Here is a 25352-nt window from a genome sequence, read left to right on the forward strand (position 1 = left end):
GTCATGAGCTCGACGAGGAGCTCTTGAGACGAGGAGTTGGTCCCGCATGGCCGCCGAACTCACCGTGCACGCTCTGATCGCCAAGCACCGGCCCACCCTCGACCAGGCCCTGGAAGCGATCCGCACACGCGCGTACTGGTCCCCCCATCCGGAACACCCGAAGGCCTACGGGGAGCACGGCAGCCTGGACGCGGCAGCGGGCAAGGCGGCCTTCGACGCCGTCCTCGGCACCCGCCTCGACCTCGGCCAGCCCGGCACGGACGACTGGGTGGGCGGCGAGGTCTCCCCGTACGGCGTCGAGCTCGGCGTGACGTACCCGCACGCGGACGTCGACGTGCTGCTGCCCGCCATGAAGGCCGGGCAGCGCGCCTGGCGGGACGCGGGCGCGGAGATCCGCGCGGTGGTCTGCCTGGAGATCCTCAAGCGGATCAGCGACCGGACGCACGAGTTCGCGCACGCGGTCATGCACACCTCCGGCCAGGCCTTCATGATGGCGTTCCAGGCGGGTGGCCCGCACGCACAGGACCGCGGCCTGGAAGCGGTGGCGTACGCGTACGTGGAGCAGGTCCGCACGCCCGACACCGCGGAGTGGACCAAGCCGCAGGGCAAGCGCGACCCGCTCGCGCTCACCAAGCGGTTCACGCCGGTCCCGCGCGGGATCGCCCTGGTGATCGGCTGCAACACCTTCCCGACGTGGAACGGCTATCCGGGCCTGTTCGCCTCCCTCGCCACCGGCAACGCGGTCCTGGTCAAGCCCCACCCGCGCGCGGTGCTGCCCCTCGCGCTCACCGTGAGCGTGGCGCGCGAGGTGCTCGCCGAGGCCGGTTTCGACCCCAACCTGGTCGCGCTGGCCGCCGAGCGCCCGGGCGAGGGCATCGCCAAGACGCTGGCCACCCGCCCCGAGATCCGGATCATCGACTACACCGGGTCGACCTCCTTCGGCGACTGGCTGGAGGCCAACGCCCGCCAGGCGCAGGTCCACACCGAGAAGGCCGGCGTCAACACGGTGCTCGTCGAGTCCACCGGCGACTACAAGGGCATGCTCTCCAACCTGGCCTTCTCGCTGTCCCTGTACAGCGGCCAGATGTGCACCACCCCGCAGAACCTGCTGATCCCCCGCGACGGCATCCGCACCGACCAGGGCCCCAAGAGCTACGACGAGGTCGTCGCCGACCTCGCCCGCGCGGTCGAGGGTCTCCTCGGCGACGACGCGCGCGCGAACGCCCTGCTGGGCGCGATCGTCAACCCGGGCGTCAAGGCCCGTCTGGAGGCCGCGAGCGGACTGGGCGAGGTCGCACTGGCCTCACGTGAGGTGAGCAACCCGGACTTCCCGGACGCGGTCGTGCGCACGCCCGTGATCGTGAAGCTGGACGGCGCGCGGAAGTACTGGGAGGGGACCGACGACGAGGCCGCCTTCATGAGCGAGTGCTTCGGCCCGGTCTCCTTCGCCGTCGCCGTCGACTCCGCGGCGGACGCCCTCGACCTGGTGCGGCGCACGGTCCGCGAGAAGGGCGCGATGACGGTCGGCGCGTACACCACCGACGAGGAGGTCGAGGAGGCCGTCCAGGAGGTCTGCCTGGAGGAGGCCGCCCAGCTGTCCCTCAACCTCACCGGCGGGGTCTACGTCAACCAGACGGCCGCCTTCTCCGACTTCCACGGCTCGGGCGGCAACCCGGCGGCCAACGCGGCCCTCACCGACGGGGCGTTCGTCGCGAACCGCTTCCGGGTGGTGGAGGTCCGCCGGGAGGCCTGAGGCCCCTCAACAGGCCCTCGCGCCCCCGGTCGCGCTCCAGTGGTACAGCGTCATGGCCACACTGGTCGCGAGGTTGTAGCTGGAGACCTGGGGGCGCATCGGCAGGGCCACCAGACGGTCGGCACGCGCGCGGAGCGCGGCGGACAGGCCGCTGCGCTCCGATCCGAAGGCGAGGACGGCGTCGTCCGGGAGCCGCACGCCCCGGATGTCCGCACCCTCCGGGTCGAGCGCGAACACCGGGCCGGGCGGCAGCTCGTCGACGGTCAGCCGCTCCACGGCCGTCGCGAAGTGCAGCCCCGCCCCGCCGCGTACGACGGTCGGGTGCCAGGGGTCGAGCGTGCCGGTGGTGACCACACCGGTCGCGCCGAAACCGGCGGCCAGCCGGATCACGGCCCCCGCGTTGCCCAGGTTGCGCGGCTCGTCGAGGACCACGACCGGCGCGGTGCGCGGCATCCGGGCCAGCACCCGCAGATTCCCCTCACGGGAGGGCCGTACGGCCAGAGCGGCCACCGCCGTGGGATGCGGACGCGGCACGAGCGAGGCGTACGTCGCCTCCGGCACCTCCGTCAGGAGCGCGTCCAGCGTCGCCCGTACGTCGGGGGCGAGCTCGTCGGCGAGGGCGAGCGCCGCCTTCCGGTCGACGGCGACCGCCACCGGGACCTCGGCCCCGAAGCGCACGGCGTGCTTGAGGGCGTGGAAGCCGTCGAGCAGCACGGCGGCGTCGGCGAGCCGGCGCCACCGCGCGAGGGGGTCGGTCATGCCGTGAAGCCTACGCGGCTGGGCTCGGCGTCCTCGGACGTGCGCGCGTCCCGCTGCTCGGGAACGGCGGCGCCGTCCCGCGAGAGGATCGCCTCACGCACGCGTACCACCCATCCGCCCATTCGGCGCAGGAACGGCGTCGGCAGGAAGACCGCGTCCGCGGCGATCATGGCCAGCGAGAAGAACGGCAGACCGAGCACCACGGCGATCACCGCGTGCTCGGTCATCATGGCCACGAGCAGGACGTTCTTCACCCGCCGGTTGACCAGCGTGAAGGGGAAGGCGACCTGCACGAGGACCGTCCCGTAGGTCACGATCATCACCATCGTGCCGCTGGCGGACATCAGGTCGCCGAGGGCCGGCCAGGGCGAGAAGTAGTCCAGGTGCAGCGGATAGTAGACGGCGGTGCCGTCCTGCCAGCGCGAACCCTGGATCTTGTACCAGCCGGCCGTCGCGTAGATCAGACAGGCCTCGGCCATGATCACGAGCAGGGCGCCGTTGTGCAGGATGTTGGTGATGACGTCCAGCAGGATCCGGGGCTCGGGGGACGTCGTCAGGCGCCCCACGGCCCACCACAGGCCCTGTGCGGCCCAGGTCGCCCACAGAATCGCCGGCACGGTCCAGTCGCCGTCGAAGCGGCCCGTCCCGGCCGCCGCGACCAGAACGACCCCGAACACACCCCACAGGGCGGGCCCCACCCGGTCGGTGACCCGCTCCCCACGCGCGCGTGCCTCGTCGGCGCGCCGCGCCCGCCGCGCGTCCAGTGACCACACCTGGCCGCAGCGCGTGAACACGAGGTAGATCGACATCAGGTGCAGGACGTTGTCGCCGCCGTCACCGACGAAGACACTGCGGTTCTGCAGCGAGAGCACGCCCACCATGAACAGCACCGACATCGTGCGGGTGCGCCAGCCGAGCAGCAACAGCACGCTCGCCAGCACGGCGAGCCCGTACACAGCCTCGAACCAGGCCCGCCCGTCCGACCACATCAGGGCCGTGAAGGCGCCGTTTCCGTCTATCAGCCGCCGGGCCAGCTCCCAGCTCCAGGGGCCGTCGGGCCCGTAGAGCTCCTCGCGGTGGGGGAGCTCGCGCAGCAGGAACAGCAGCCAGGTCAGGCTGAAGCCGATACGGATCACGGCCGTCTGGTACGGCCCGAACGCCGACTCGGTCACGCGCGCGATGACCGCGGACACCGACAGGGAGAACCGGTTCACTTGACACCTCCCTCGGCCTCGGCGGCGGGCACCGACCACCAGGGCAGCACGCGGAACACCGGCGTCGACGAGACCTTGTCGGCGCTCCACGGGGGAGCTTCCACATTGGTGGTGCGGGAACGGACCTGGACGCGCTCTATCACGCCGCCGTCCCCGGCCGCACCGCCACGCTCCAGGCGCAGCACGACGATGCGGCGCAGGTACTCCTCGGAGAGGGCGCTGCGCGGGCCGACCGAGCGGTTGTCGGAGTCGTGCGAGCCGACGTAGAAGTCCCAGGCGCGGCGCAGCTCGTTCTGCTGGGTGTGGCTGGGCACCAGGTTGCCGTCGATGTTCCGCCCGTCCTGCGCGGACAGGTCGTACCAGCCGGTGGTGCGCTCGGCGCCGTCCGCCGCGCGGATGTCGGCGCGGACATGGACGGCGATGTTCTGCTGCAGCGGGTTCGGCGCGAAGAGCTTCCAGTTCTGCTCGAACTCCGGGTAGATGTACTCGTCGATCGCCTCGCCGTGCGTCTTGCTGACCGTGTTGGACGGCGCGACGTGCAGGAACACCATGCCGATGTGCACACAGACGGCGATCGCGACGACCGCGAGCGCGAGGGCGGCGCCTATCTGGTAGCGGGGCGAGAGGGCGGCCACACCGGTGCGGGGCTCCGGAGCGGGGGCGGCGAGATGACCGGGCTCGGGCCGAAGGCGGGCGTCGGCGATCTCGGCGGGGGCGCCGGGCAGGGGGTCCTTCGCCGACGGCATGTCCGTGGGCCGCCCCGTCCCAGGCTCCGGCGCCGCTTCCGCCTCCGCCTCCCGCGGTGCGTCAGAGCCTCCGTCGTACGCGTCCATTCCGCCCCGTTCCCCGATCCCGGTCCGTCTTCCGACTGCTCCCGCCCCACGGCGGTTCGCTCGTACACACCGCCGCGCGTCCGCGTGCGCCACCGCGCACAGCCGGACGGCCTTCGCACGGCCGTCGCACAGGCGTCGCACGGAACGGTACTCAGCCCCGCCCGCCCCGCGCAGCCGTCCCCCCGGACCGGCCCGGCCGGGCCGCACCGAAAAAAGGGGGCCGCACGCTTTCCCGCGAGGTTGTCCACAGGCAGGCCCGCAGGTTGTCCACAGCGGTTGACACCTTACGACGGCCGTCTCACCATGGAATCGCACGGACCGAACGATCGGTCGGGAGAAGCTCGGGCAGAGCCCAAGATCGAGGGGGACCGACATGGCGACAGCAGCCGCGCACCAGCCGGCCCGCACACAGCAGCACGGAGCCCACGACGGCACTGCCGGCGCCACCGGCACCGAGGACGCCCACCAGCGCGCCTTCGACGCCGCCGTGGCCGCCGACGAGCGCATCGAGCCACGCGACTGGATGCCCGACGCGTACCGCGCCACCCTGGTCCGCCAGATCGCCCAGCACGCGCACTCCGAGATCATCGGCATGCAGCCGGAGGCCAACTGGATCACCCGCGCGCCCTCACTGCGCCGCAAGGCCATCCTGATGGCGAAGGTCCAGGACGAGGCGGGGCACGGGCTGTATCTGTACAGCGCGGCCGAAACCCTCGGCACCGGCCGGGACGAGCTGCTCGACAAGCTGCACACCGGCCGCCAGAAGTACTCCTCGATCTTCAACTACCCCACGCTGACCTGGGCCGACGTCGGCGCGATCGGCTGGCTGGTGGACGGCGCCGCGATCACCAACCAGGTCCCCCTGTGCCGCTGCTCCTACGGCCCGTACGCGCGCGCGATGATCCGCATCTGCAAGGAGGAGTCCTTCCACCAGCGCCAGGGCTACGAGCTGCTGCTCGCCCTCAGCCGCGGCACCCCGGAGCAGCACGCGATGGCGCAGGACGCGGTCGACCGCTGGTGGTGGCCGTCCCTGATGATGTTCGGCCCGCCCGACGACGAGTCCGCGCACTCCGCGCAGTCGATGGACTGGAAGATCAAGCGGCACTCCAACGACGAGCTGCGCCAGCGCTTCGTCGACATCTGCGTCCCCCAGGCGGAGTCCCTGGGCCTCACCCTCCCCGACCCGGACCTGCGGTGGAACGAGGAGCGGGGGCACCACGACTTCGGCCCCATCGACTGGACCGAGTTCAAAGAGGTCCTCAAGGGCAACGGCCCCTGCAACGAGCAGCGGATCACGCAGCGCAGGCGCGCCCACGACGAAGGCGCCTGGGTACGGGAGGCCGCCGCGGCCTACGCGGCCAAGCACAGCACCGCGGCAGGACACGGCGAGACGGGAGTGGAACAGGCATGACGAACACCGACTGGCCCCTGTGGGAGGTCTTCGTGCGCTCCCGCCGCGGCCTCTCGCACACCCACGCCGGCAGCCTGCACGCGCCGGACGCGGAGTTCGCCCTGCGCAACGCCCGCGACCTGTACACCCGGCGCGGCGAAGGCGTCTCGATCTGGGTCGTGCCGTCCACGGCGATCACCGCGTCCTCGCCGGACGAGAAGGACCCGTTCTTCGAGCCGGCCGCCGACAAGCCGTACCGCCACCCGACGTTCTACGAGATCCCGGAAGGGGTGAAGCACCTGTGACGGCCACCACCACTGCCACGGCCGCCGCGCTCGCCCTCGGCGACGACGCCCTGGTGCTCTCCCACCGGCTGGGGGAGTGGGCAGGCCACGCCCCCGTCCTCGAAGAGGAGGTCGCCCTCGCCAACATCGCGCTGGACCTGCTCGGCCAGGCCCGGGTACTGCTGTCGATGGCCGGCGACGAGGACGAGCTGGCGTATCTGCGCGAGGAGCGGGCCTTCCGCAACCTCCAGCTGGTGGAGCAGCCCAACGGCGACTTCGCCCACACCATCGCCCGCCAGCTGTACTTCTCCACCCACCAGCACCTGCTGTACGCCCGACTGGCCACCGGCGACGGCCCGTTCGCAGGGCTCGCGGCGAAGGCCGTCAAAGAAGTCGCCTACCACCGCGACCACGCCGAGCAGTGGACCCTGCGCCTCGGCGACGGCACGGACCTCAGCCACCAGCGGATGCAGCGGGCCTGCGACGCGCTGTGGCGGTTCACCGGAGAGATGTTCCAGCCGGTGGAGGGCCTGGACATCGACACGGAGGACATGAACGCGGCTTGGCTGGAGTCCGTCGGCGACGTGCTGCGCCGAGCCACCCTGACCGTGCCCGACGGGCCGCAGTCCGGGGCGTGGACGGCGGGCGCCGGCCGCCAGGGCCTGCACACCGAGCCCTTCGGCCGGATGCTCGCCGAAATGCAGCACCTGCACCGCAGCCACCCGGGGGCGTCATGGTGACACTCACCCCGCTGGAGGCGGAACTCCTCGAGGTGGCCGGCTCGGTGCCGGACCCCGAGCTGCCCGTGCTCACCCTCCGGGAACTCGGCGTCCTGCGCGCAGTGCACGTGCGTGACGCGGACGCCGTCGAGGTCGAACTGACCCCGACCTACACCGGCTGCCCGGCCGTGGAGGCGATGTCCCAGGACATCGAGCGGGCGCTGCACGCACACGGCGTCCGCAAGGTCACCGTACGCACCGTGCTCACACCCGCCTGGTCGACGGACGACATCTCCGCCGAAGGCCGACGCAAACTGCGGGAGTTCGGCATAGCGCCCCCACGCACCCGGTCGGCCTCGGAACCGGTCTCCCTCACCCTCGGCCCGACCCGCACGCACCCCTCGGAGGCCCCGGCCGACGCCCCGATCCGCTGCCCGCACTGCGGCTCCGCCGACACCGAACTGCTCAGCCGCTTCTCCTCCACCGCGTGCAAGGCGCTGCGACGCTGCCTCGCCTGCCGTGAGCCCTTCGACCACTTCAAGGAGTTGTGATGGCCCGCTTCCACCCGCTCCCCGTGGCCGCTGTGGACCGGCTCACCGACGACTCCGTCGCCCTCACCTTCACCGTCCCCGCCGAGCTGCGGGAGGAGTACCGGCACGCCCCCGGCCAACACCTCGCCCTGCGCCGCACGGCCGACGGCACCGAGATCCGGCGGACGTACTCGATCTGCTCGCCCGCGCCCGAGCCCGGCGGCGAGGGGCCGCGCACCCTGCGGGTGGGCGTACGCCTGGTCGAAGGCGGGGCCTTCTCCCCGTACGCCCTCAAGGAGATCAACGTCGGCGACGAGCTGGAGGTGATGACACCGGCGGGCCGCTTCACCCTCGAGCCGGCCCCCGGCCTGTACGCGGCGATCGTCGGCGGCAGCGGGATCACCCCCGTGCTGTCGATCGCCTCCACGCTGCTGGCACGCGAGCCCGCGGCCCGGTTCTGTCTCATACGCAGCGACCGGACGACCGCCTCGACGATGTTCCTGGAGGAGGTCGCCGACCTCAAGGACCGCTACCCGGACCGGCTGCAGCTGGTCACCGTGCTCTCGCGCGAGGAGCAGCAGGCCGGACTGCCCTCCGGGCGGCTGGACCGGGAACGGCTGACCTCGCTGCTGCCGGCGCTGCTGCCCGTGGCGGAGGTGGCGGGATGGTTCCTGTGCGGGCCGTTCGGCCTGGTGCAGGGCGCGGAGCGGGCGCTGCGGGAGATCGGCGTCCCCCGCTCCCGCGTCCACGAGGAGATCTTCCACGTGGATGCCACCGCACCCCCGGCCACCACGAGCGCGCCCACCCACGCCACGGTGACCGCCCGCCTCGACGGCCGCGGCGGCAGCTGGCCCGTGCGGGACGGCGAGTCGGTCCTCGAGACCGTCCTGCGCAACCGCCCCGATGCCCCCTACGCCTGCAAGGGCGGCGTGTGCGGCACCTGCCGGGCCTTCCTGGTCTCCGGCGAGGTCCGCATGGACCGCAACTTCGCCCTGGAGCCGGAGGAGACGGAGGCGGGCTATGTGCTGGCGTGCCAGTCGCATCCGCTGACAGAGACGGTGGAGGTGGACTTCGACCGGTGAGCGGACGGGGAAGGGCACCGTGTCCGACCGTTCCCTTCTCCTAGAACCTGTTCTATCTTGACGCTCCGTCAGATCAGCTGACCCGTCGGGAGGACAGGCCGTGGACTTCACCTTCACCGAGGAGCAACAGGCGGCGGCCGAGGCCGCGCGCGGAGTCTTCGCCGGCGTCGCACCCGACGGCGTACCCAGCCCCGCGCTCACCACAGGCGCCGTCGCCGACGACTTCGACCGGGCCCTGTGGACCAGGATCGCCGACGCGGACCTGCTGAGCCTGCTGCTCGACGAGAAGTACGGCGGGGCCGGCCTGGACGCCGTCGCGCTCTGCCTGGTGCTGCGCGAATCGGCGAAGGTGCTGGCCAGGGTCCCGCTCCTGGAGAGCAGCGCAGCCGCAGCCGCCGTACAGGCCTACGGCAGCCCGGAGTTGAAGTCGGCGCTGCTCGCGCGAGCCGGCCGGGGCGAGATCGTCCTCACCGTCGCCGCACACGGCCGCACCGGCCATGACGGGGCCGAACTCGCCGTGACCGCCCGGCAGGACGGCGAGGAATGGGTGCTGGACGGAACACAGACGGCGGTGCCGTGGGCGTACGACGCCGACTTCGTCCTCGTGCCCGCGCACACCGGAGACGACCGCAGCGTCCTCGCCCTGATCCCCCGTGCACACGAGGGAACCACGCTCGCCGAGCAGATCTCCACCACCGGTGAACGGCTCGGCGAACTGCGTCTCGAATCGGCACGGATCACCGCCCGGGACGTCATCACCACCGACGGCGCCTGGGAGTGGCTGCGCGGACTGCTGGCCACCGGCACCTGCGCACTGACACTCGGCCTCGGCGAACGCGTGCTGCGGATGACGAGCGACTACGCCGGCAAGCGGGAGCAGTTCGGGCACCCGATCGCCAGCTTCCAGGCCGTCGCCGTACAGGCCGCCGACCGCTACATCGACCTGCGCGCCATGGAGGTCACCCTCTGGCAGGCCGCCTGGCGGATCGCCTCCGGTGCACAGGGCGCGCTGCCCGCCTCCGGCGACATCGCCGTGGCCAAGATCTGGGCGTCGGAGGGCGTCCGGCGCATCGTGCAGACCGCCCAGCACCTGCACGGCGGCTTCGGCGCCGACGTCGACTACCCGCTGCACCGCTACCACGCCTGGGCCAAACACCTGGAGCTGTCCCTCGGCCCGGCCGCGGCGCACGAGGAGACCCTGGGCGACCTGCTGGCCGCCCACCCCCTCGGCTGACCTCCCGCGCTACAGAACGGAGCCCGGCCGGCCCTCGTCCGTCACGACCGGCCGGCCCGCGGCCGCCCAGTACTGCATGCCGCCGTCGACGTTCACGGCGTCGATGCCCTGCTGCACGAGATACATCGTGACCTGGGCCGAACGGCCACCGGAGCGGCAGATCACATGGACCCGACCGTCCTGCGGAGCCGCCTCGGTCAGCTCGCCGTACCGGGCGACGAACTCGCTGATGGGGATGTGCAGTGCCCCTTCGGCATGACCCGCCTGCCACTCGTCGTCCTCGCGGACGTCCAGCAGGAAGTCGCCGTCCTTGAGGTCCGCGACCTCGACCGTGGGCACACCAGCTCCGAAACTCATACCCCCGACGCTACCGGACGCCACACACGTCAGGACGGTCCCGGCGGACGCGCTGCCGATACGGGTACCGAGGGTGCCCTAGCTCACCATCTCCGCCAACTCGGCCTCCTTCTTCGCGACCTCCGCCAGAAGCTGATCGGCGATCTCGTCCAGCAGGCGGTCGGGATCGTCCGGGGCCATCCGGAGCATCGCGCCGATCGCGCTCTCCTCCAGCTCCCGGGCGACGTCCGTCAGCATCTCCTTGCGCTCGGCGAGCCACTCCAGGCGGGCGTACAGCTCCTCGCTGGGGCTCGGCTTCCGCTCCGCGGGCGCCGGACCCGCCGCCCACTCCTCGGCCAGCTCCCGCAGCAGAGGCTCGTCGCCCCGGGCATAGGCGGCGTTCACACGGGTGATGAACTCCTCACGCCGCGCCCGCTCCGCGTCCTCCTGCGCCAGGTCGGGGTGGGCCTTGCGGGCCAGCTCCCGGTAGAGCTTGCGCGCCTCGTCGCTGGGCCGCACCCGCTCCGGGGGCCGCACCGACTGGTCCGTGAGCATCGCCGCGGCCTCCGGGAACAGCCCGTCCCCGTCCATCCAGCCGTGGAACAGCTCCTCAACCCCGGGCATCGGCAACACCCGCGCCCGCGCCTCGGACGCTTTGCGCAGATCCTCCGGGTCGCCGGTACGGGCAGCCCGGGCCTCGGCTATCTGTGCCTCCAGCTCGTCGAGCCGCGCGTACATCGGACCGAGTTTCTGGTGGTGGAGCCGCGAGAAGTTCTCGACCTCGACGCGGAAGGTCTCCACCGCGATCTCGAACTCGATCAACGCCTGCTCAGCGGCCCGCACGGCCCGCTCCAGCCGCTCCTCGGGCCGCGCCTGCTCAGCTTCGGGGGTCGTCACCTGTCCAGCGTAGGCCACGGACCGGAGGGCCACCGTCTCCTCTTGGGGGGCGTCCCCCTCCCCCTCCCCCTCCCCCCCTCCCACCCCGCCCCCACCCTCCCCAACCCCACATCGAGGTCGGCGCCCGTCACCGAACGCCCCTCACTCAGCCCCCCGCCCTCCTCACCCAGCCCCCGCCCTCCTTACTCAACTGGCCACTCAGCTGGCCGCCCTCCTCACCCAGCTGCCGCCTTCCCTGAGCCCCCGTCTTCCCTCACCCGGCCCTCACCCAGCCCTCGCCCTCACACCCCCATCTCCGCCGCGACCCTGCCCGCCCGCACCGCCGCCACCAGCTCCGCGTGGTCCGCCTCCGTGCGGTCGGCGTAGGTGACGGCGAACGTCGCCACGGCCTCGTCCAGCTCCTCGTTCTTGCCGCAGTAGCCGGCGACGAGGCGCGGGTCGGCGCTGTGGGAGTGGGCGCGGGCCAGGAGGGCGCCGGTCATGCGGCCGTAGTCGTCGATCTGGTCGGCGGCGAGGGCGGCGGGGTCGACGCTGCCCTTGCGGTTGCGGAACTGGCGGACCTGGAAGGGGCGGCCGTCGACCGTGGTCCAGCCGAGCAGGATGTCGCTGACAACCTGCATCCGCTTCTGGCCGAGGACCACTCGCCGGCCCTCGTGGTCGACCTCCGGTGCGTCGAAACCGGCGGTCAGCAGGTGCGGCACGAGGGCCGACGCCCGTGCCTCCTTCACCTGCAGCACCAGTGACTCGCCCCGGTGGTCCAGCAGCAGCACGACGTACGACCGCGTGCCCACGCTGCCCGTGCCGACAATGCGGAAGGCGACGTCGTGCACCGCGTGCCGGGCGAGGAGGGGGAGGCGGTCCTCCGGCAGCGTGGTCACGTACTGCTCCAGGGACGCGGCCACCGCCGCCGCCTCCGCGTCCGGCACGCGCCGCAGCACCGGCGCCGCGTCGACGAAGCGGCGCCCGCCCTCCGCGGTCGGCTCGGTCGACCTCGCCGCGAACCGCCCGCTGGTGTTGGCCCGTGCCTTCTCCGAGACCCGCTCCAGGGTGCCGAGCAGATCGTGGGCGTCGGTGTGGGAGACCAGCTCCTCGTCGGCGATGGCATTCCACGCGTCCAGCACCGGCAGCCTGGCCAGGAGGCGCATGGTGCGGCGGTAGGCGCCGGCCGCGTCGTGCGCCGCCTTGCGGCAGGTGTCCTCGTCGGCGCCGGCCTCCCGGCCCGCGAGCACCAGGGAGGCGGCGAGCCGCTTGAGATCCCACTCCCAGGGGCCGTCGACCGTCTCGTCGAAGTCGTTGAGGTCGATGACCAGGCCGCCGCGGGCGTCGCCGTACAGGCCGAAGTTGGCCGCGTGGGCGTCCCCGCAGATCTGGGCGCGGATCCGGGTCATCGGCGTTCGGGCGAGGTCGTACGCCATGAGGCCCGCCGAGCCGCGCAGGAACGCGAACGGCGTGGCTGTCATCCGGCCGACCCGTATCGGCGTGAGCTCGGGGATGCGGCCGCGGCTGGACTCCTCGACCGCCGTGACCGCGTCCGGGCGGGAGGCGTCCAGGTCGAGTCCGGCGTGCGCCGCGCGCGGCACCCGGCGACGCAGCGCCTTGCCCTCCTCCTTCGGCGACCCCGGGGAGGGCCACTCGGCGAATCCACGCACCCGGGGAAGCCGCGCTCCTCCGGCCCCCTGCGCGCCCACGCCCGCTCCAGCGCCGACCTCGGTCATCACGACCGCCTCCCCCGCACGTCACGCATCGTCCGTAGATCCGTACATCGATCGGCTCGACGAGCCGAAACATCAACTCGTGCCGACCGTACAGCCCGACGCCCGAGCCGCGTCAGACCCTGTGGACAACTCCCGACCTGTGGACAACCCGCTCCGCGCCGGTGTGAGCATGGCCACGGTCACGGCGGTATTCGAGGGCTTCGGCCCGTCCGCGAACCACCGGCGCCCCAACCACACTGCTGGGCCCGTCTGCGGGCGGCCTGCGGGCGGCCCGCGGCACCCACCACGCCCTGTCGTCGACTTCCGCAACCGCGAGGAGCGAGCGAAGGACACCGCACCGCGCAAGGCCGCGAAACCGGCGACCGGCACCGCGGGCTCGGGACACCGCGGGCTCGGGACACCGCAGGCTCAACGGTCGTGCTCGCGGGCTTGACCGGGCCCCCACACCCGTGAGATACCTCACGCCCCGAACCCGCCCCCGAACATGTGAAAGCCCCGCAGGTCCGAGACCTGCGGGGCTTCCAGCGGTGCGCGAGGGGGGAGTTGAACCCCCACGCCCTTGCGGGCACTGGAACCTGAATCCAGCGCGTCTGCCTATTCCGCCACCCGCGCATTGGGTGTGTCCTTGGGCTTGTGGGCTTTGCGGCCCGGCGCCTTCCGACACGCAGAACATTAGCACGCGGGACAGGGTGCGTTCACATCCGTTGTTCGGGGGCAGTGGACACCGCGAGAGCCCACGGCAACCCCGGCACGTCTCGGCGGTGACTGGTTCACGTATCAACCTCGTACCTATGACGGCCGTCTCCCCAGGAGCCGGACGAGGTCCACCGTCGGGTGCGGGACACTGGTCCTCGGCCGCCTCTACGATCCTGGGCAGAAGCAGGTACATAAGGAGGGCGTCGACATCCGTCGACGGGGCCGACAGGGGGAACCAGCCGATTCACCGGCGCGTGGATACGATCAGTAAGCAGTACCAGGTAAGCAGCAGGACGCGGGACGCAAGTCACGACGGAGGAGGTGCCCCATGGGAGTCCTGAAGAAATTCGAGCAGCGTCTCGAGGGTCTGGTCAACGGCACCTTCGCCAAGGTCTTCAAGTCCGAGGTCCAGCCCGTCGAGATCGCGGGAGCGCTCCAGCGAGAGTGCGACAACAACGCGACGATCTGGAACCGCGATCGCACGGTCGTGCCCAACGACTTCATCGTGGAGCTGAGCGCGCCGGACTACGAGCGCCTCAGCCCTTACTCCGGCCAGCTCGGTGACGAGCTCGCCGGCATGGTGCGCGACTACGCGAAGCAGCAGCGCTACACCTTCATGGGAGCGATCAAGGTCAACCTGGAGAAGGCGGACGACCTCGACACCGGCCTGTACCGGGTGCGCAGCCGTACGCTCGCCTCCTCCAGCAGCCAGCAGGCGCCCGAGCACGCGCCCCCCGGCGGTCAGCGCCCCGGTGGCTACGGCTATCCGCCCGCCGGCGGAGCCGCCGCGCCCCCCATGCCGTCCGCACCACCGCCCGGCGCCGCCGGTGCCCGTCCCGGTGGCTACGGTTACCCGCCCGCCGCGGGCGGCCAGCGCCCCGGCGCGGCCGGCGGCGGCCTCGCGGGCGCACCGCAGCCCGGGTCCCGCACCCGCCACTGGATCGAGATCAACGGCACCCGCCATCAGATCTCCCGCTCGACGCTCGTGCTGGGCCGCAGCACCGAGGCCGACGTGCGGATCGACGACCCCGGCGTCTCCCGCCGGCACTGCGAGATCCGGACCGGAACGCCCTCGACGATCCAGGATCTCGGGTCCACCAACGGCATCGTGGTGGACGGGCAGCACACCACCCGCGCTACGCTCCGCGACGGCTCGCGGATCGTCGTGGGCAGCACCACCGTTATCTATAGGCAAGCCGAAGGGTGAAGCGGGGGCAATGTCAGAGCTGACCCTCACGGTCATGCGGCTGGGTTTCCTGGCCGTACTGTGGCTGTTCGTGATCGTGGCCGTGCAGGTCATCCGCAGCGATCTGTTCGGTACGCGCGTCACCCAGCGCGGGTCCCGGCGCGAGGCCGGCCGGCCGCAGCAGGCCGCCCGGCAGCAGTCCGCGCCCCCGCAGCAGCGGCAGCAGGCGGCCGGCGGCCGCCAGCGCCGTAACGCTCCCTCCAAGCTGGTGGTGACCGAGGGCACCCTCACCGGCACCACCGTCGCGCTGCAGGGCCAGACGATCACGCTGGGCCGCGCGCACGACAGCACGATCGTGCTGGACGACGACTACGCCTCCAGCCGCCATGCCAGGATCTACCCGGACCGCGACGGCCAGTGGATCGTCGAGGACCTGGGCTCCACCAACGGCACGTACCTCGACCGAACGCGGCTGACGACTCCCACACCGATCCCGCTGGGCGCGCCGATCCGCATCGGCAAGACCGTCATCGAGCTGCGGAAGTAGTGCTACACCAATGAATGAGCGCGAGCGGAGCGAGCACGCAGCGGCGGCCGGCACCCCGGGCCCCGGCGCGCTCCCGACCGGAGGGTGGGCAGTGTGGCTCGACACGACCGGCTGTACCCGGGGCCGACGGGCGAGGTGGGCATGAGTCTGTCACTGCGCTTCGCCGCCGGATCGCACAAGGGGATGATCCGGGAGGGCAACGAGGACTCCGGTTACGCCGGTCCGCGCCTGCTCGCCATCGCCGACGGCATGGGCGGCGCCGCCGCCGGTGAGGTCGCCTCCTCCGAGGCGATCTCCACCATCGTCGCTCTCGACGACGACGTGCCCGGCTCCGACGTCCTCACCTCGCTCGGCGCGGCCGTCCAGCGCGCCAACGACCAGCTGCGCGCCATGGTCGAGGAGGATCCCCAGCTCGAAGGCATGGGGACCACGCTGACCGCGCTGCTGTGGACCGGACAGCGCCTCGGCCTGGTGCACGTCGGCGACTCGCGCGCGTACCTGCTGCGCGACGGCGTCCTCACGCAGATCACGCAGGACCACACCTGGGTGCAGCGCCTCGTCGACGAGGGCCGCATCACCGAGGAGGAGGCCACCACACACCCCCAACGCTCCCTGCTGATGCGGGCGTTGGGCAGTGGTGAGCATGTCGAGCCCGATCTGTCGATCCGTGAGGTCCGGGCCGGCGACCGTTATCTGATCTGCTCCGACGGGCTGTCCGGGGTCGTCTCCCACCAGACCCTCGAGGACACCCTCGCCAGCTACCAGGGTCCGCAGGAGACCGTGCAGGAGCTGATCCAGCTCGCGCTGCGCGGCGGTGGCCCCGACAACATCACCGTGATCGTCGCCGACGTCCTCGATCTGGACACCGGCGACACCCTCGCCGGGCAGATGTCCGACACCCCGGTGGTGGTCGGTGCCGTCGCGGAGAACCAGCACCAGCTGCAGGACAACGGGATCATGCAGACCCCGGCCGGCCGTGCCGCCGGCCTCGGCCGCCAGGGTCACGGGCACGGTGGGGGCGGCGAGTTCGGCCCGCCCGGCTCCGGCGATGTGACGGGTTTCATCCCCACGGGCGGCTTCGGCGACTACACCGACGACGACTTCGTCAAGCCCCGCAAGAACCGCAGGTGGCTGAAGAGATCCTTCTACAGCGTGCTGGCGCTCGCCGTCATCGGCGGCGGGCTGTACGGCGGCTGGCGCTGGACGCAGACGCAGTACTACGTCGGCACCAACGGCGAACACCTCGCGCTGTACCGCGGGATCAGCCAGGACCTGGCCTGGGTCTCGCTCTCGAAGGTGGAGAAGGACCACCCCGAGATCGAACTCAAGTACCTCCCCGAGTACCAGCAGAAGCAGGTCGAGGCGACGATCTCCGCGGGCAGTCTGTCCAGCGCCCAGAAGAAGATCGACGATCTGGCCGTGCAGGCCTCAGCGTGCAGGAAGCAGGTGGAGGCGGCCACGACCCGGAGCGAGAAGACTGCCAAGACCGGCGAGGGCGAGGCCGGAGGAACCACGGGAACCACTCCCGCCTCCCTCACGTCCAAGGCATCACCGAGCCCCTCGGTGACCACGTCCCCGAACCCGTCCACGTCCCCGACCGCTCCCACTCCCAGCCCCGGCCCCACCCTGTCGGAGGAGGAGCAGAAGGTCGTCTCGCTGTGCGGTAAGCAGTAGGCAAGCCGTGAGAGGCCCCGTCACACGATGAGCAGTACAACCAATTCGCCGACGCACCACACGTCCACGATCGGCTCGATCGGTACGCCGAGCCGGCGCAACACCGAGCTCGCGCTGCTGGTGTTCGCCGTCGCCATCCCGGTCTTCGCCTACGCCAACGTGGGCCTCGCCATCAACGAGCAGGTGCCGCCCGGCCTGCTCGCCTACGGCCTGGGCCTCGGTCTGCTGGCCGGCGTCGCCCACCTCGTGGTCCGCAAGTTCGCGCCGTACGCCGACCCGCTGATGCTGCCGCTGGCGACCCTCCTGAACGGAATCGGCCTGGTCGTCATCTGGCGTCTCGACCAGTCCAAGCGGCTGCAGCAGAGCAGCGCCTACGTCGAGGCGGCGCCGCGCCAGCTGCTGTACTCCGCGATGGGTGTCGCCCTGCTGGTGTCCGTGCTGATCTTCCTCAAGGACCACCGCGTCCTGCAGCGCTACACCTACATCTCCATGGCCGGCGCACTGTTCCTGCTCGTCCTGCCGCTCGTGCCGGGTCTCGGCGCCAACATCTACGGTGCCAAGATCTGGATCAGCATTCCGGGCCTCGGCACGGTCCAGCCGGGCGAGTTCGCGAAGATCGTCCTCGCGGTGTTCTTCGCCGGCTATCTCATGGTCAAGAGAGACGCCCTGGCCCTGGCCAGTCGCCGCTTCATGGGCCTGTACCTGCCGCGCGGCCGCGACCTCGGCCCGATTCTCGTCGTCTGGGCGATCTCGATCCTGATCCTCGTCTTCGAGACCGACCTCGGTACGTCGCTGCTGTTCTTCGGGATGTTCGTCATCATGCTGTACGTCGCCACCGAGCGGACCAGCTGGATCGTGTTCGGTCTGCTGATGTCCGCGGTCGGCGCCGTCGGCGTGGCGAGCTTCGAACCGCACATCCAGACGCGTGTGCAGGCCTGGCTCGACCCGATGGGCGAGTACCTGGCCAGCCGCTCCGGGGTCAGCGACGGCGTCGTCCACTCCGAGCAGGCCATGCAGGCGCTGTGGGCGTTCGGCTCCGGCGGCACCCTCGGCACCGGTCTCGGCCAGGGCAACTCCGACCTCATCGGCTTCGCCGCCAACTCCGACTTCATCCTCGCCACCTTCGGCGAGGAACTGGGCTTGGCCGGCGTCATGGCGATCCTGCTGCTCTACGGCCTGATCGCCGAACGCGGTGTGCGCACGGCACTCGCGGCCCGTGACCCGTTCGGCAAGCTGCTGGCCGTGGGTCTGTCCGGCGCCTTCGCCTTCCAGGTCTTCGTCGTGGCCGGCGGTGTCATGGGGCTCATCCCGCTGACCGGTATGACGCTGCCGTTCGTGGCCTACGGCGGTTCCTCCGTCATCGCCAACTGGGCCCTGATCGGCATCCTGCTGCGCATCAGCGACACCGCACGCCGCCCGGCCCCCGCCCCCGCCTCCAACCCCGACGCCGAGATGACCCAGGTGGTCCGCCCGTCATGAACAAGCCCCTGCGCCGGATCGCGATCTTCTGCGGGCTCCTCATCCTGGCCCTGCTCATCCGCGACAACTACCTGCAGTACGTCAAGGCCGACAGCCTGGCCAGCGACAGCGAGAACCGCCGCGTCAACATCGAGCGCTACGCCATTCCGCGCGGCGACATCATCGTCGACGGCAAGGCCATCACCGGCTCCGTGGAGACCAGCGGCGACTACAAGTACAAGCGCACCTGGACGAACGGCCCCATGTGGGCGCCGGTCACCGGATACTCCTCGCAGGCCTTCGGCGCCAACCAGCTGGAGAAGCTGGAGGACGACTTCCTCTCCGGCAACGACGACCGGCTCTTCTTCCGCAACACGCTCGACATGCTCACGGGCAAGGAGAGGCAGGGCGGCAGCGTCGTCACCACCCTCAGCGGCGCCGCGCAGAAGGCCGCGTACAAGGGTCTGGGCACCAAGAAGGGCGCGGTCGCCGCGATCGAGCCGTCCACCGGCAAGATCCTCGCGCTGGTCTCCACGCCGTCGTACGACCCGTCGAAGTTCGCGGGCAACTCCGACAAGGACGGCGAGGCCTGGAAGGCCGTCCAGAAGGCGAACAACCCCGACGACCCGACGCTCAACCGGGCGCTGCGCGAGGTCTACCCGCCGGGCTCGACCTTCAAGGTCGTCACCGCGGCCGCCGCGCTGGAGAACGGCGCGGTGTCGGGCATCGACGACGCCACCAAGACGCCGGACCCGTACCCGCTGCCGCAGTCGACCAAGCCCCTCACCAACCAGCACGGTGAGTGCGAGAACGCCACCCTGCGCTACGCGCTCATGGTGTCCTGCAACACCGTCTTCGCGAAGATGGCCGACACCGTCGGCAACGAGAAGATGATCGAGCAGGCGCAGAAGTTCGGCTTCAACAACAAGGCGCTGGACACCCCGGTCCGCGCCGCCGAGAGCGTGTACCCCGAGGACAACAGGCCGCAGAACGCCATGGACGGCATCGGTCAGGCCTCCAACCGGGCCACCCCGCTGCAGATGGCCATGGTGACCGCCGCGATCGCCAACAACGGCAAGCTGATGAAGCCGTACATGGTCGACCAGCTCAGGGCGCCGAACCTGGACACCCTGACGACGACCAAGCCGGAGGTCCTGTCCCAGGCCGTCTCCTCCGAGACGGCGCAGAAGCTCCAGCAGATGATGGAGGCGGTCGTCAACGAGCCGCAGGGCACCGGCGGCAACGCGAAGATCTCCGGCGTCAAGGTCGGCGGCAAGACCGGTACCGCCCAGCACGGCCTGAACAACAAGGAGAAGCCGTACGCCTGGTTCATCTCCTACGCGAAACTGCCCGACGGCAGCGCGCCGGTGGCCGTGGCCGTCGTCGTCGAGGACGGCGCCGCCAACCGCGGCGACATCAGCGGTGGCGGTCTGGCGGCCCCGATCGCGAAGAACGTGATGCAGGCAGTCATCAACAGCAAGAAGTGACCCCGATCACGTCGCCTACACATCGGTGCACGTTGCGATACCGGTCCTGTATCGGGTGACGGGCTTGGCCAGGTCACACAGCGCCGTCCGGGTACGGTATGCCCGGACGGCAGCCTCCGGCCGCACACGTGTGCCGGTCGGGACCGACGGAGAGGGCTGGTAGGTAGCTATGGAAGAGCCGCGTCGCCTCGGCGGCCGGTACGAGCTGGGCCACGTGCTCGGCCGTGGTGGCATGGCCGAGGTCTACCTCGCGCATGACACCCGCCTCGGCCGCACCGTGGCGGTGAAGACGCTGCGCGCGGACCTCGCGCGCGACCCTTCCTTCCAGGCCCGGTTCCGCCGGGAGGCCCAGTCGGCCGCCTCGCTCAACCACCCCGCGATCGTCGCGGTCTACGACACGGGCGAGGACTACATCGACGGGGTCTCGATCCCGTACATCGTCATGGAGTACGTCGACGGCTCCACCCTCCGTGAGCTGCTGCACTCCGGCCGCAAGCTGCTGCCGGAGCGCGCCATGGAGATGACCATCGGCATCCTCCAGGGCCTGGAGTACGCCCATCGCAGTGGCATCGTCCACCGCGACATCAAGCCGGCGAACGTCATGCTGACGCGCAACGGCCAGGTCAAGGTGATGGACTTCGGCATCGCCCGCGCCATGGGCGACGCCGGCATGACGATGACGCAGACCGCCGCCGTCATCGGCACCGCCCAGTACCTCTCCCCGGAGCAGGCGAAGGGCGAGCAGGTGGACGCCCGCTCGGACCTCTACTCGACGGGCTGCCTGCTGTACGAGCTGCTGACGGTCCGCCCGCCCTTCGTCGGCGACTCCCCTGTGGCCGTGGCCTACCAGCACGTCCGTGAGGAACCGCAGCCGCCGAGCGTCTTCGACCCCGAGATCTCGCCCGAGATGGACGCGATCGTGTTGAAGGCCCTGGTCAAGGACCCCAACTACCGCTACCAGTCCGCCGACGAGATGCGCGTCGACATCGAGGCCTGCCTCGACGGCCAGCCGGTCGCGGCCACCGCGGCCATGGGCTCGGTCGGCTACGGCGGCTACCCCGACGACCAGCCCACCACGGCCCTGCGCTCCACAGACGCCGGCGCCACCTCGATGCTGCCCCCGATGAGCCCGGACGACGGCGGTTTCGGCTACGACGACCGCCCCGACCGGCGCCGTCAGAAGAAGTCGAACACCTCGACGATCCTGCTGGTCGTCGCGGCGGTGCTGGTGCTCGTCGGCGCGATCCTCATCGGCAAGTGGGCCTTCACCGGCAACGGCAGCGCGGACAAGCCGTTCCCGGCCCCGAACTTCGTCGGGCAGACCGAGGACCGCGCCAGGACGATGGCGAGCAACGTCGAGCTGGAGGTCCAGGTCACCAAGAAGGCCTGCGAGGACCAGCCGGCGGGCAACGTGTGCGACCAGAACCCGCTGCCCAAAGCCGACGTCAACAAGGGCGACACGATCAACATCACCGTCTCGACCGGCGCGCCCAAGGTGGCCGTGCCGAGTGTCCTCGGCAAGACCCTGGAGGACGCCAAGTCGGAGCTGGAGGGTGACAAGTACCAGTTCGTCGTCGAGACGAAGGAAGAGGTCTCCACGGAGGAGCCGGGCACGGTCATCAAGCAGAACCCGGAGCTCGGCAACGAAGTGGAGAAGGGCTCCAAGATCACCCTCACCATCGCCAAGGCGGAGGAGAAGGCGACCGTCCCCGACGTCCTCAACCAGACCTGTGACCAGGCCAAGGCGCAGATGCAGGCCAACGACCTGGTCGGCAACTGCACCGAGGTCGAGACCCAGGACCCGAACCAGGTCGGCAAGGTCATCCAGACCGTCCCGTCGGCCAACTCGCAGGCCGACAAGGGCTCCCAGGTGCAGATCCAGATCGGCAAAGCGCCCGAGAACCAGCAGACCCAGGTCCCGGGCAACCTCCAGGGCCTGAGCCTGAAGGACGCCAAGAAGGCGCTCCAGGACGCGGGTCTGAACGTCGGCAGCATCACCGGCAGTAACGACGACAACGCCAGGGTCTTCAGCTCGGACCCGGCCCCGGGCAGCACGGTGAACAGGGGCCAGACGGTCAACCTGGTCACCTTCGGCGGCGACGGCGGCAACAACAACGGCGGGAACAACGGCGGAACCATCGTCTTCGGAGGCACCGACGGCGGCTAGCCGCTCCCCCGCACACAGACGTCGGGCCCTGCCGGTTGATCCGGCAGGGCCCGACGTCTGTGTGGCTTCAGCCGAGTTCCTTCGGCGGCGTCCGCTCCGCGTCCACCTTCTCCACCCGTTCCAGCTCGCCCCACACCACGTACCGGTAGCGGCTCGTGTAGACCGGCGTGCAGGTCGTCAGGGTGATGTACTTGCCGGCCTTCTTCTTCCCGGACTCCTTCGGGATGCCGCCGAGGACCTCGACGTTGTACTTCGAGGTCTCGGGGAGGACGGCGTACACCGTGTAGACGTACCAGTTGTCCCGCGTCTCGAAGACGATCGGGTCGCCCTTCTTCAGCTTGTCGATGTTGTGGAACTTCGCGCCGTGGCCGTCGCGGTGGGCGGCCAGGGAGAAGTTGCCGTCCTTGCCGCTCATGGGGAGCGTGGCCTTGACGGGGTCGGTGTAGTAGCCGGCGACGCCGTCGTTGAGGATCTTCGACGAGGTGCCCTTCTCGACCAGGACCTCGCCGTTCTTCATGGCGGGCACGTGCAGGAAGCCGATGCCGTTCTTGGTGTCGAGCGCTCCGGGGCCGGTGTCCTCCTGGGCCCAGGTGTCGCGGACCTTGTCGCCCTGCTGGTCCGCCTTGCGGTCGGCGATGACGTTGGTCCACCACAGGGAGTAGACGACGAACAGGCCGAGCACCAGCCCGGCCGTGATGAGGAGTTCGCCGAAGACGCTGACCGCCAGGGCGATCCCGCCGCCCCGGCGCCGGGGCGGCGGGGACGCGGTCGAGGGCGCGTCGGTGTGCTCTGCGTGCTCAGTGTCGTCGGTGGTCGCTGCCACGTTCATCTGCCCCTACTCGACGAGCGCATCCGGCTTGCCCTTGCTGCGCGGCCGTTCCTCGACCATCTTGCCCCAGACGATCAACCGGTACTTGCTGGTGAACTCCGGCGTGCAGGTCGTCAGGGTGATGTACCGGCCCGGCCCGGTGAATCCGGAGTCCTTCGGCACGGGGTCGAGGACGCTCACGTTGCTCGGCGCGGTCACCGGCAGCATCGAGGCCATCTTGTAGACGTAGTACTCGTCCTGTGTCTCGACGACGATCGCGTCGCCGGGCTGCAGCCTGTTGATGTAGCGGAACGGTTCGCCGTGCGTGTTGCGGTGGCCCGCGAGCCCGAAGTTGCCGGTCTTCGCGTCGGGCATGGCCGTCTTGAGCGGATCCTCGCCGTAGTGCCCGACCATGCCCTTGTCGAGCACCTTCTTGTTGCTGATGCCCTCGGCGATCGGCACGACCACGTCCAGCTTGGGGATGTGCAGGAGGGCGAAGCCCTGCCCGGGCGAGAAGGTCCCCGGGTTGCGCTTGCCGTTCGCCCAGTCGTCCTGGAGGCTGCTGGCCTCCTTGTCCGCCTGTGCGTGTGCCCGGACGTTCGTCCACCACAGCTGGTAGGTGACGAACAGCAGCATCAGCACGCCCGTGGTGATGAACACCTCGCCGACGGCCCGGCTGGCGACCACGGCCGCGCTCGGCTTGCGCGCGCGTGCCTGGCGGCGGGCCTCCACACGGGAGAGGGGTCGCGCATCCCGCTCTTCGTGCCCCTCCTGCCCTTCCGGCTGCCGCGTTGCCTCAGGCGCGCCGCCATGACGCCCGTGGCGGCGCTTGGCGGCCTTTCTGCGGGCCGCTCGGCCGCCCGGTGTGGTTCCGGTGACGGAAGAGGCTGCCGGGGCGTCAGAAGCGGTCATGGGCTCGCCGCCGAACACGGACTCCGGCGGCGGTATCCGCAGCGCCACCGTCTCCTCGTCGATGGGAGGCTCGTACGGCGTGCCGCCGTACAAGTCCTCGCGCTCGGGGCGCAGCGCGGTCACGCCGTGGCCCTGCCCACCACCGGGGCGAGCCCCGCCGACCTCGCCACCGCACCCTGGTCGCCGCACTCCACCAACCAGTTGGCCAGCATCCGGTGCCCGTGCTCGGTCAGCACCGACTCCGGGTGGAACTGCACGCCCTCGACGGGCAGTTCACGGTGGCGCAGGCCCATGATGATTCCGTCGTGCGTGCGGGCGGTGACCTCCAGCTCGGCCGGGACGGTCGCCGGTTCCGCCGCCAGGGAGTGGTAGCGGGTCGCCGTGAAGGGCGAGGGCAGTCCGGCGAAGACACCCTTGCCCTCGTGCTCCACCAGCGACGTCTTGCCGTGCAGCAGCTCCGGCGCCCGGTCCACCACACCGCCGTACGCCACCTGCATCGACTGCATGCCCAGGCAGACGCCGAACACGGGCACGCCGGTCGTGGCGCAGTGGCGGACCATGTCGACGCAGACGCCGGCCTCCTCCGGTGTGCCGGGGCCCGGGGAGAGCAGGACGCCGTCGAAGCCGTCCTGGGCATGGGCCGTGGAGACCTCGTCGTTGCGCAGGACCTCGCACTCGGCGCCCAGCTGGTACAGGTACTGGACGAGGTTGAAGACGAAGCTGTCGTAGTTGTCGACGACGAGAATGCGCGCGCTCACTGGTTGTCCACCGTCACATCGTTGAAGGGAAGCAGCGGTTCGGCCCACGGAAAGACGTACTGGAACAGGACATAAACGACGGCCAGCACCAGCACGATCGAGATCAGTGCCTTCATCAAGGCGTTTCCCGGCAGATGCCGCCAGATCCAGCCGTACATGCCGTCCCTTCCGTCGCACCACGGCACCAGACTCACGCCGTACGGCACCAGACTAACGGCGTAGAGCCTTCGGTTTGCCTGCCTCCACGGGCTGTGTGGAGTCCAGGTGCGCCCAGACGATCAGCCGGTGACTGTGCCCCCACTCGGGATCGCACGTGGTCAGCGTCAGATAGCGTCCGGGACGCGTATACCCCGACTTACGTGGCACAGGGCCGATCACCTCGACGTCCGTCGGCATGGTTTTGTACGGGCCTTGGTCGATCCGGTACGTGAACCAGGTCGTCCCGTCCGTCAGCACCACCGCGTCGCCGCGGCGCAGCTTCGGGAAGTCCTTGAAGGGGTCGCCGTAGGTGCGGCGATGCCCGGCGACGGAGAAGTTCCCGGTCTGCCCGAGCCGTGCGGTGCCCGCGTAGTGGCCCAGGCCCTTCTTCAGGGTGCTGGTGGCCGTCCCTTCGAGCACCGGCTTGTTCCACGTGAAACCGAGCCGCGGGATGTACATGATCGCGAAGGGCTTGCCCTTCTGGTACGGCGCCGGCTGCGGCGGGCTCGCGACCGCGGCCGGGGTCTTCGGCGGCTCCTGCGCCCACTGCTGCTCGAGGCGGTCGATCTGGTCGTCCATCACGTGGTCGGCCTTCACGCCCGTCCAGAACAGCACGTAGACGACGAAGAGCACGATCACGGTGCCGACGGTGATGCACAGCTCGCTGACGGTCCGGACGATCACGCGCACCGGCGGCTCCCCGTAAGGCGGCTAC

Annotated in this window: 24 protein-coding genes and 1 tRNA gene; 13 read left to right on the top strand and 12 right to left on the bottom strand. The window is 70.7% G+C overall.

What is annotated here, in order from left to right:
• Positions 1 to 46 precede the first annotated feature (46 nt).
• On the top strand, positions 47 to 1753 hold the full coding sequence (gene paaN, locus IE263_RS01900; protein ID WP_189931441.1) for a phenylacetic acid degradation protein PaaN: 1707 nt from the start codon (positions 47 to 49) through the stop codon (positions 1751 to 1753).
• 6 nt (positions 1754 to 1759) lie between these two features.
• Here paaN and IE263_RS01905 read toward each other — a convergent pair whose 3' ends face one another.
• From IE263_RS01905 to IE263_RS01915, 3 genes are read right to left on the bottom strand one after another with little or no spacing between them, the layout of a single operon-like run.
• On the bottom strand, positions 1760 to 2512 hold the full coding sequence (locus IE263_RS01905) for a TrmH family RNA methyltransferase (RefSeq protein ID WP_189931443.1): 753 nt from the start codon (positions 2510 to 2512) through the stop codon (positions 1760 to 1762).
• Positions 2509 to 3726 (bottom strand): HTTM domain-containing protein, encoded by a 1218-nt coding sequence (locus tag IE263_RS01910; protein ID WP_189931445.1) that lies wholly within the window; start codon positions 3724 to 3726, stop codon positions 2509 to 2511. The genes IE263_RS01905 and IE263_RS01910 overlap by 4 nt, the downstream gene beginning before the upstream one ends.
• Positions 3723 to 4559: a DUF5819 family protein gene (locus IE263_RS01915; RefSeq protein ID WP_189931447.1), complete on the bottom strand. Its 837-nt coding sequence runs from the start codon at positions 4557 to 4559 to the stop codon at positions 3723 to 3725. Before IE263_RS01915 ends, IE263_RS01910 begins: the two co-directional genes overlap by 4 nt.
• A gap of 373 nt (positions 4560 to 4932) precedes the next feature.
• Between IE263_RS01915 and paaA the strand changes: the two genes are divergently transcribed.
• The 6 genes from paaA to IE263_RS01945 all read left to right on the top strand — a co-directional run bounded on the left by paaA (position 4933) and on the right by IE263_RS01945 (position 9798).
• Complete coding sequence (gene paaA, locus IE263_RS01920) at positions 4933 to 5970, top strand: 1,2-phenylacetyl-CoA epoxidase subunit PaaA (protein WP_189931449.1); 1038 nt, start codon at positions 4933 to 4935, stop codon at positions 5968 to 5970.
• The gene (gene paaB / locus IE263_RS01925) at positions 5967 to 6254 is read left to right on the top strand and encodes a 1,2-phenylacetyl-CoA epoxidase subunit PaaB (protein ID WP_130439069.1); all 288 of its coding nucleotides are present in this window, start codon (positions 5967 to 5969) and stop codon (positions 6252 to 6254) included. The genes paaA and paaB overlap by 4 nt, the downstream gene beginning before the upstream one ends.
• The gene (gene paaC / locus IE263_RS01930; protein WP_189931452.1) at positions 6251 to 6973 is read left to right on the top strand and encodes a 1,2-phenylacetyl-CoA epoxidase subunit PaaC; all 723 of its coding nucleotides are present in this window, start codon (positions 6251 to 6253) and stop codon (positions 6971 to 6973) included. The genes paaB and paaC overlap by 4 nt, the downstream gene beginning before the upstream one ends.
• Complete coding sequence (gene paaD / locus IE263_RS01935) at positions 6967 to 7503, top strand: 1,2-phenylacetyl-CoA epoxidase subunit PaaD (protein ID WP_189931454.1); 537 nt, start codon at positions 6967 to 6969, stop codon at positions 7501 to 7503. Before paaC ends, paaD begins: the two co-directional genes overlap by 7 nt.
• The gene (locus tag IE263_RS01940; protein WP_189931456.1) at positions 7503 to 8564 is read left to right on the top strand and encodes a 2Fe-2S iron-sulfur cluster-binding protein; all 1062 of its coding nucleotides are present in this window, start codon (positions 7503 to 7505) and stop codon (positions 8562 to 8564) included. Before paaD ends, IE263_RS01940 begins: the two co-directional genes overlap by 1 nt.
• 100 nt (positions 8565 to 8664) lie before the next feature.
• Positions 8665 to 9798 (top strand): acyl-CoA dehydrogenase family protein, encoded by a 1134-nt coding sequence (locus IE263_RS01945; protein ID WP_189931458.1) that lies wholly within the window; start codon positions 8665 to 8667, stop codon positions 9796 to 9798.
• 9 nt (positions 9799 to 9807) lie between these two features.
• Here IE263_RS01945 and IE263_RS01950 read toward each other — a convergent pair whose 3' ends face one another.
• The 4 genes from IE263_RS01950 to IE263_RS01965 all read right to left on the bottom strand — a co-directional run bounded on the left by IE263_RS01950 (position 9808) and on the right by IE263_RS01965 (position 13358).
• Positions 9808 to 10137: a rhodanese-like domain-containing protein gene (locus IE263_RS01950; protein ID WP_189932008.1), complete on the bottom strand. Its 330-nt coding sequence runs from the start codon at positions 10135 to 10137 to the stop codon at positions 9808 to 9810.
• A gap of 96 nt (positions 10138 to 10233) precedes the next feature.
• Entirely contained in the window at positions 10234 to 11064 is an 831-nt protein-coding gene (locus IE263_RS01955) for a J domain-containing protein (RefSeq protein WP_373311835.1), read from the bottom strand.
• Positions 11065 to 11312: 248 nt separating this feature from the next.
• Positions 11313 to 12746 (bottom strand): DUF2252 domain-containing protein, encoded by a 1434-nt coding sequence (locus tag IE263_RS01960; RefSeq protein WP_189931462.1) that lies wholly within the window; start codon positions 12744 to 12746, stop codon positions 11313 to 11315.
• Between the two features lie 528 nt (positions 12747 to 13274).
• A tRNA-Leu gene (locus IE263_RS01965) sits at positions 13275 to 13358 on the bottom strand.
• Positions 13359 to 13770: 412 nt separating this feature from the next.
• Here IE263_RS01965 and IE263_RS01970 point away from each other — a divergent pair.
• From IE263_RS01970 to pknB, 6 genes are all read left to right on the top strand, one after another.
• Positions 13771 to 14649 (top strand): FHA domain-containing protein, encoded by an 879-nt coding sequence (locus tag IE263_RS01970; RefSeq protein WP_189931464.1) that lies wholly within the window; start codon positions 13771 to 13773, stop codon positions 14647 to 14649.
• A 10-nt stretch (positions 14650 to 14659) separates the two neighbouring features.
• Positions 14660 to 15175, top strand: a complete 516-nt coding sequence (locus IE263_RS01975; RefSeq protein WP_189931466.1) for an FHA domain-containing protein FhaB/FipA — start codon at positions 14660 to 14662, stop codon at positions 15173 to 15175.
• A 141-nt stretch (positions 15176 to 15316) separates the two neighbouring features.
• Entirely contained in the window at positions 15317 to 16849 is a 1533-nt protein-coding gene (locus IE263_RS01980) for a Stp1/IreP family PP2C-type Ser/Thr phosphatase (RefSeq protein ID WP_229910754.1), read from the top strand.
• Between the two features lie 27 nt (positions 16850 to 16876).
• Positions 16877 to 18328, top strand: coding sequence for an FtsW/RodA/SpoVE family cell cycle protein (locus tag IE263_RS01985; RefSeq protein WP_189931470.1), 1452 nt, complete (start codon positions 16877 to 16879; stop codon positions 18326 to 18328).
• Complete coding sequence (locus IE263_RS01990) at positions 18325 to 19794, top strand: peptidoglycan D,D-transpeptidase FtsI family protein (protein ID WP_189931472.1); 1470 nt, start codon at positions 18325 to 18327, stop codon at positions 19792 to 19794. Before IE263_RS01985 ends, IE263_RS01990 begins: the two co-directional genes overlap by 4 nt.
• 169 nt (positions 19795 to 19963) lie before the next feature.
• Complete coding sequence (pknB, locus tag IE263_RS01995; protein WP_189931475.1) at positions 19964 to 21961, top strand: Stk1 family PASTA domain-containing Ser/Thr kinase; 1998 nt, start codon at positions 19964 to 19966, stop codon at positions 21959 to 21961.
• Between the two features lie 67 nt (positions 21962 to 22028).
• Here pknB and IE263_RS02000 read toward each other — a convergent pair whose 3' ends face one another.
• Genes IE263_RS02000 through IE263_RS02020 form a run of 5 tightly spaced genes read right to left on the bottom strand, consistent with a single transcriptional unit; the run spans position 22029 to position 25327 of the window.
• Positions 22029 to 22790, bottom strand: coding sequence for a class E sortase (locus IE263_RS02000; RefSeq protein ID WP_189931477.1), 762 nt, complete (start codon positions 22788 to 22790; stop codon positions 22029 to 22031).
• 6 nt (positions 22791 to 22796) lie between these two features.
• Positions 22797 to 23804 (bottom strand): class E sortase, encoded by a 1008-nt coding sequence (locus tag IE263_RS02005; protein WP_229910755.1) that lies wholly within the window; start codon positions 23802 to 23804, stop codon positions 22797 to 22799.
• Positions 23801 to 24439, bottom strand: coding sequence for an aminodeoxychorismate/anthranilate synthase component II (locus IE263_RS02010; protein WP_189931479.1), 639 nt, complete (start codon positions 24437 to 24439; stop codon positions 23801 to 23803). The genes IE263_RS02005 and IE263_RS02010 overlap by 4 nt, the downstream gene beginning before the upstream one ends.
• Complete coding sequence (locus tag IE263_RS02015; protein ID WP_189932071.1) at positions 24436 to 24633, bottom strand: hypothetical protein; 198 nt, start codon at positions 24631 to 24633, stop codon at positions 24436 to 24438. The genes IE263_RS02010 and IE263_RS02015 overlap by 4 nt, the downstream gene beginning before the upstream one ends.
• Before the next feature lie 16 nt (positions 24634 to 24649).
• The gene (locus tag IE263_RS02020) at positions 24650 to 25327 is read right to left on the bottom strand and encodes a class E sortase (RefSeq protein WP_189931482.1); all 678 of its coding nucleotides are present in this window, start codon (positions 25325 to 25327) and stop codon (positions 24650 to 24652) included.
• Positions 25328 to 25352 lie beyond the last annotated feature (25 nt).

Source organism: Streptomyces aurantiogriseus, assembly GCF_014649375.1.
GTDB lineage: Bacteria > Actinomycetota > Actinomycetes > Streptomycetales > Streptomycetaceae > Streptomyces > Streptomyces aurantiogriseus.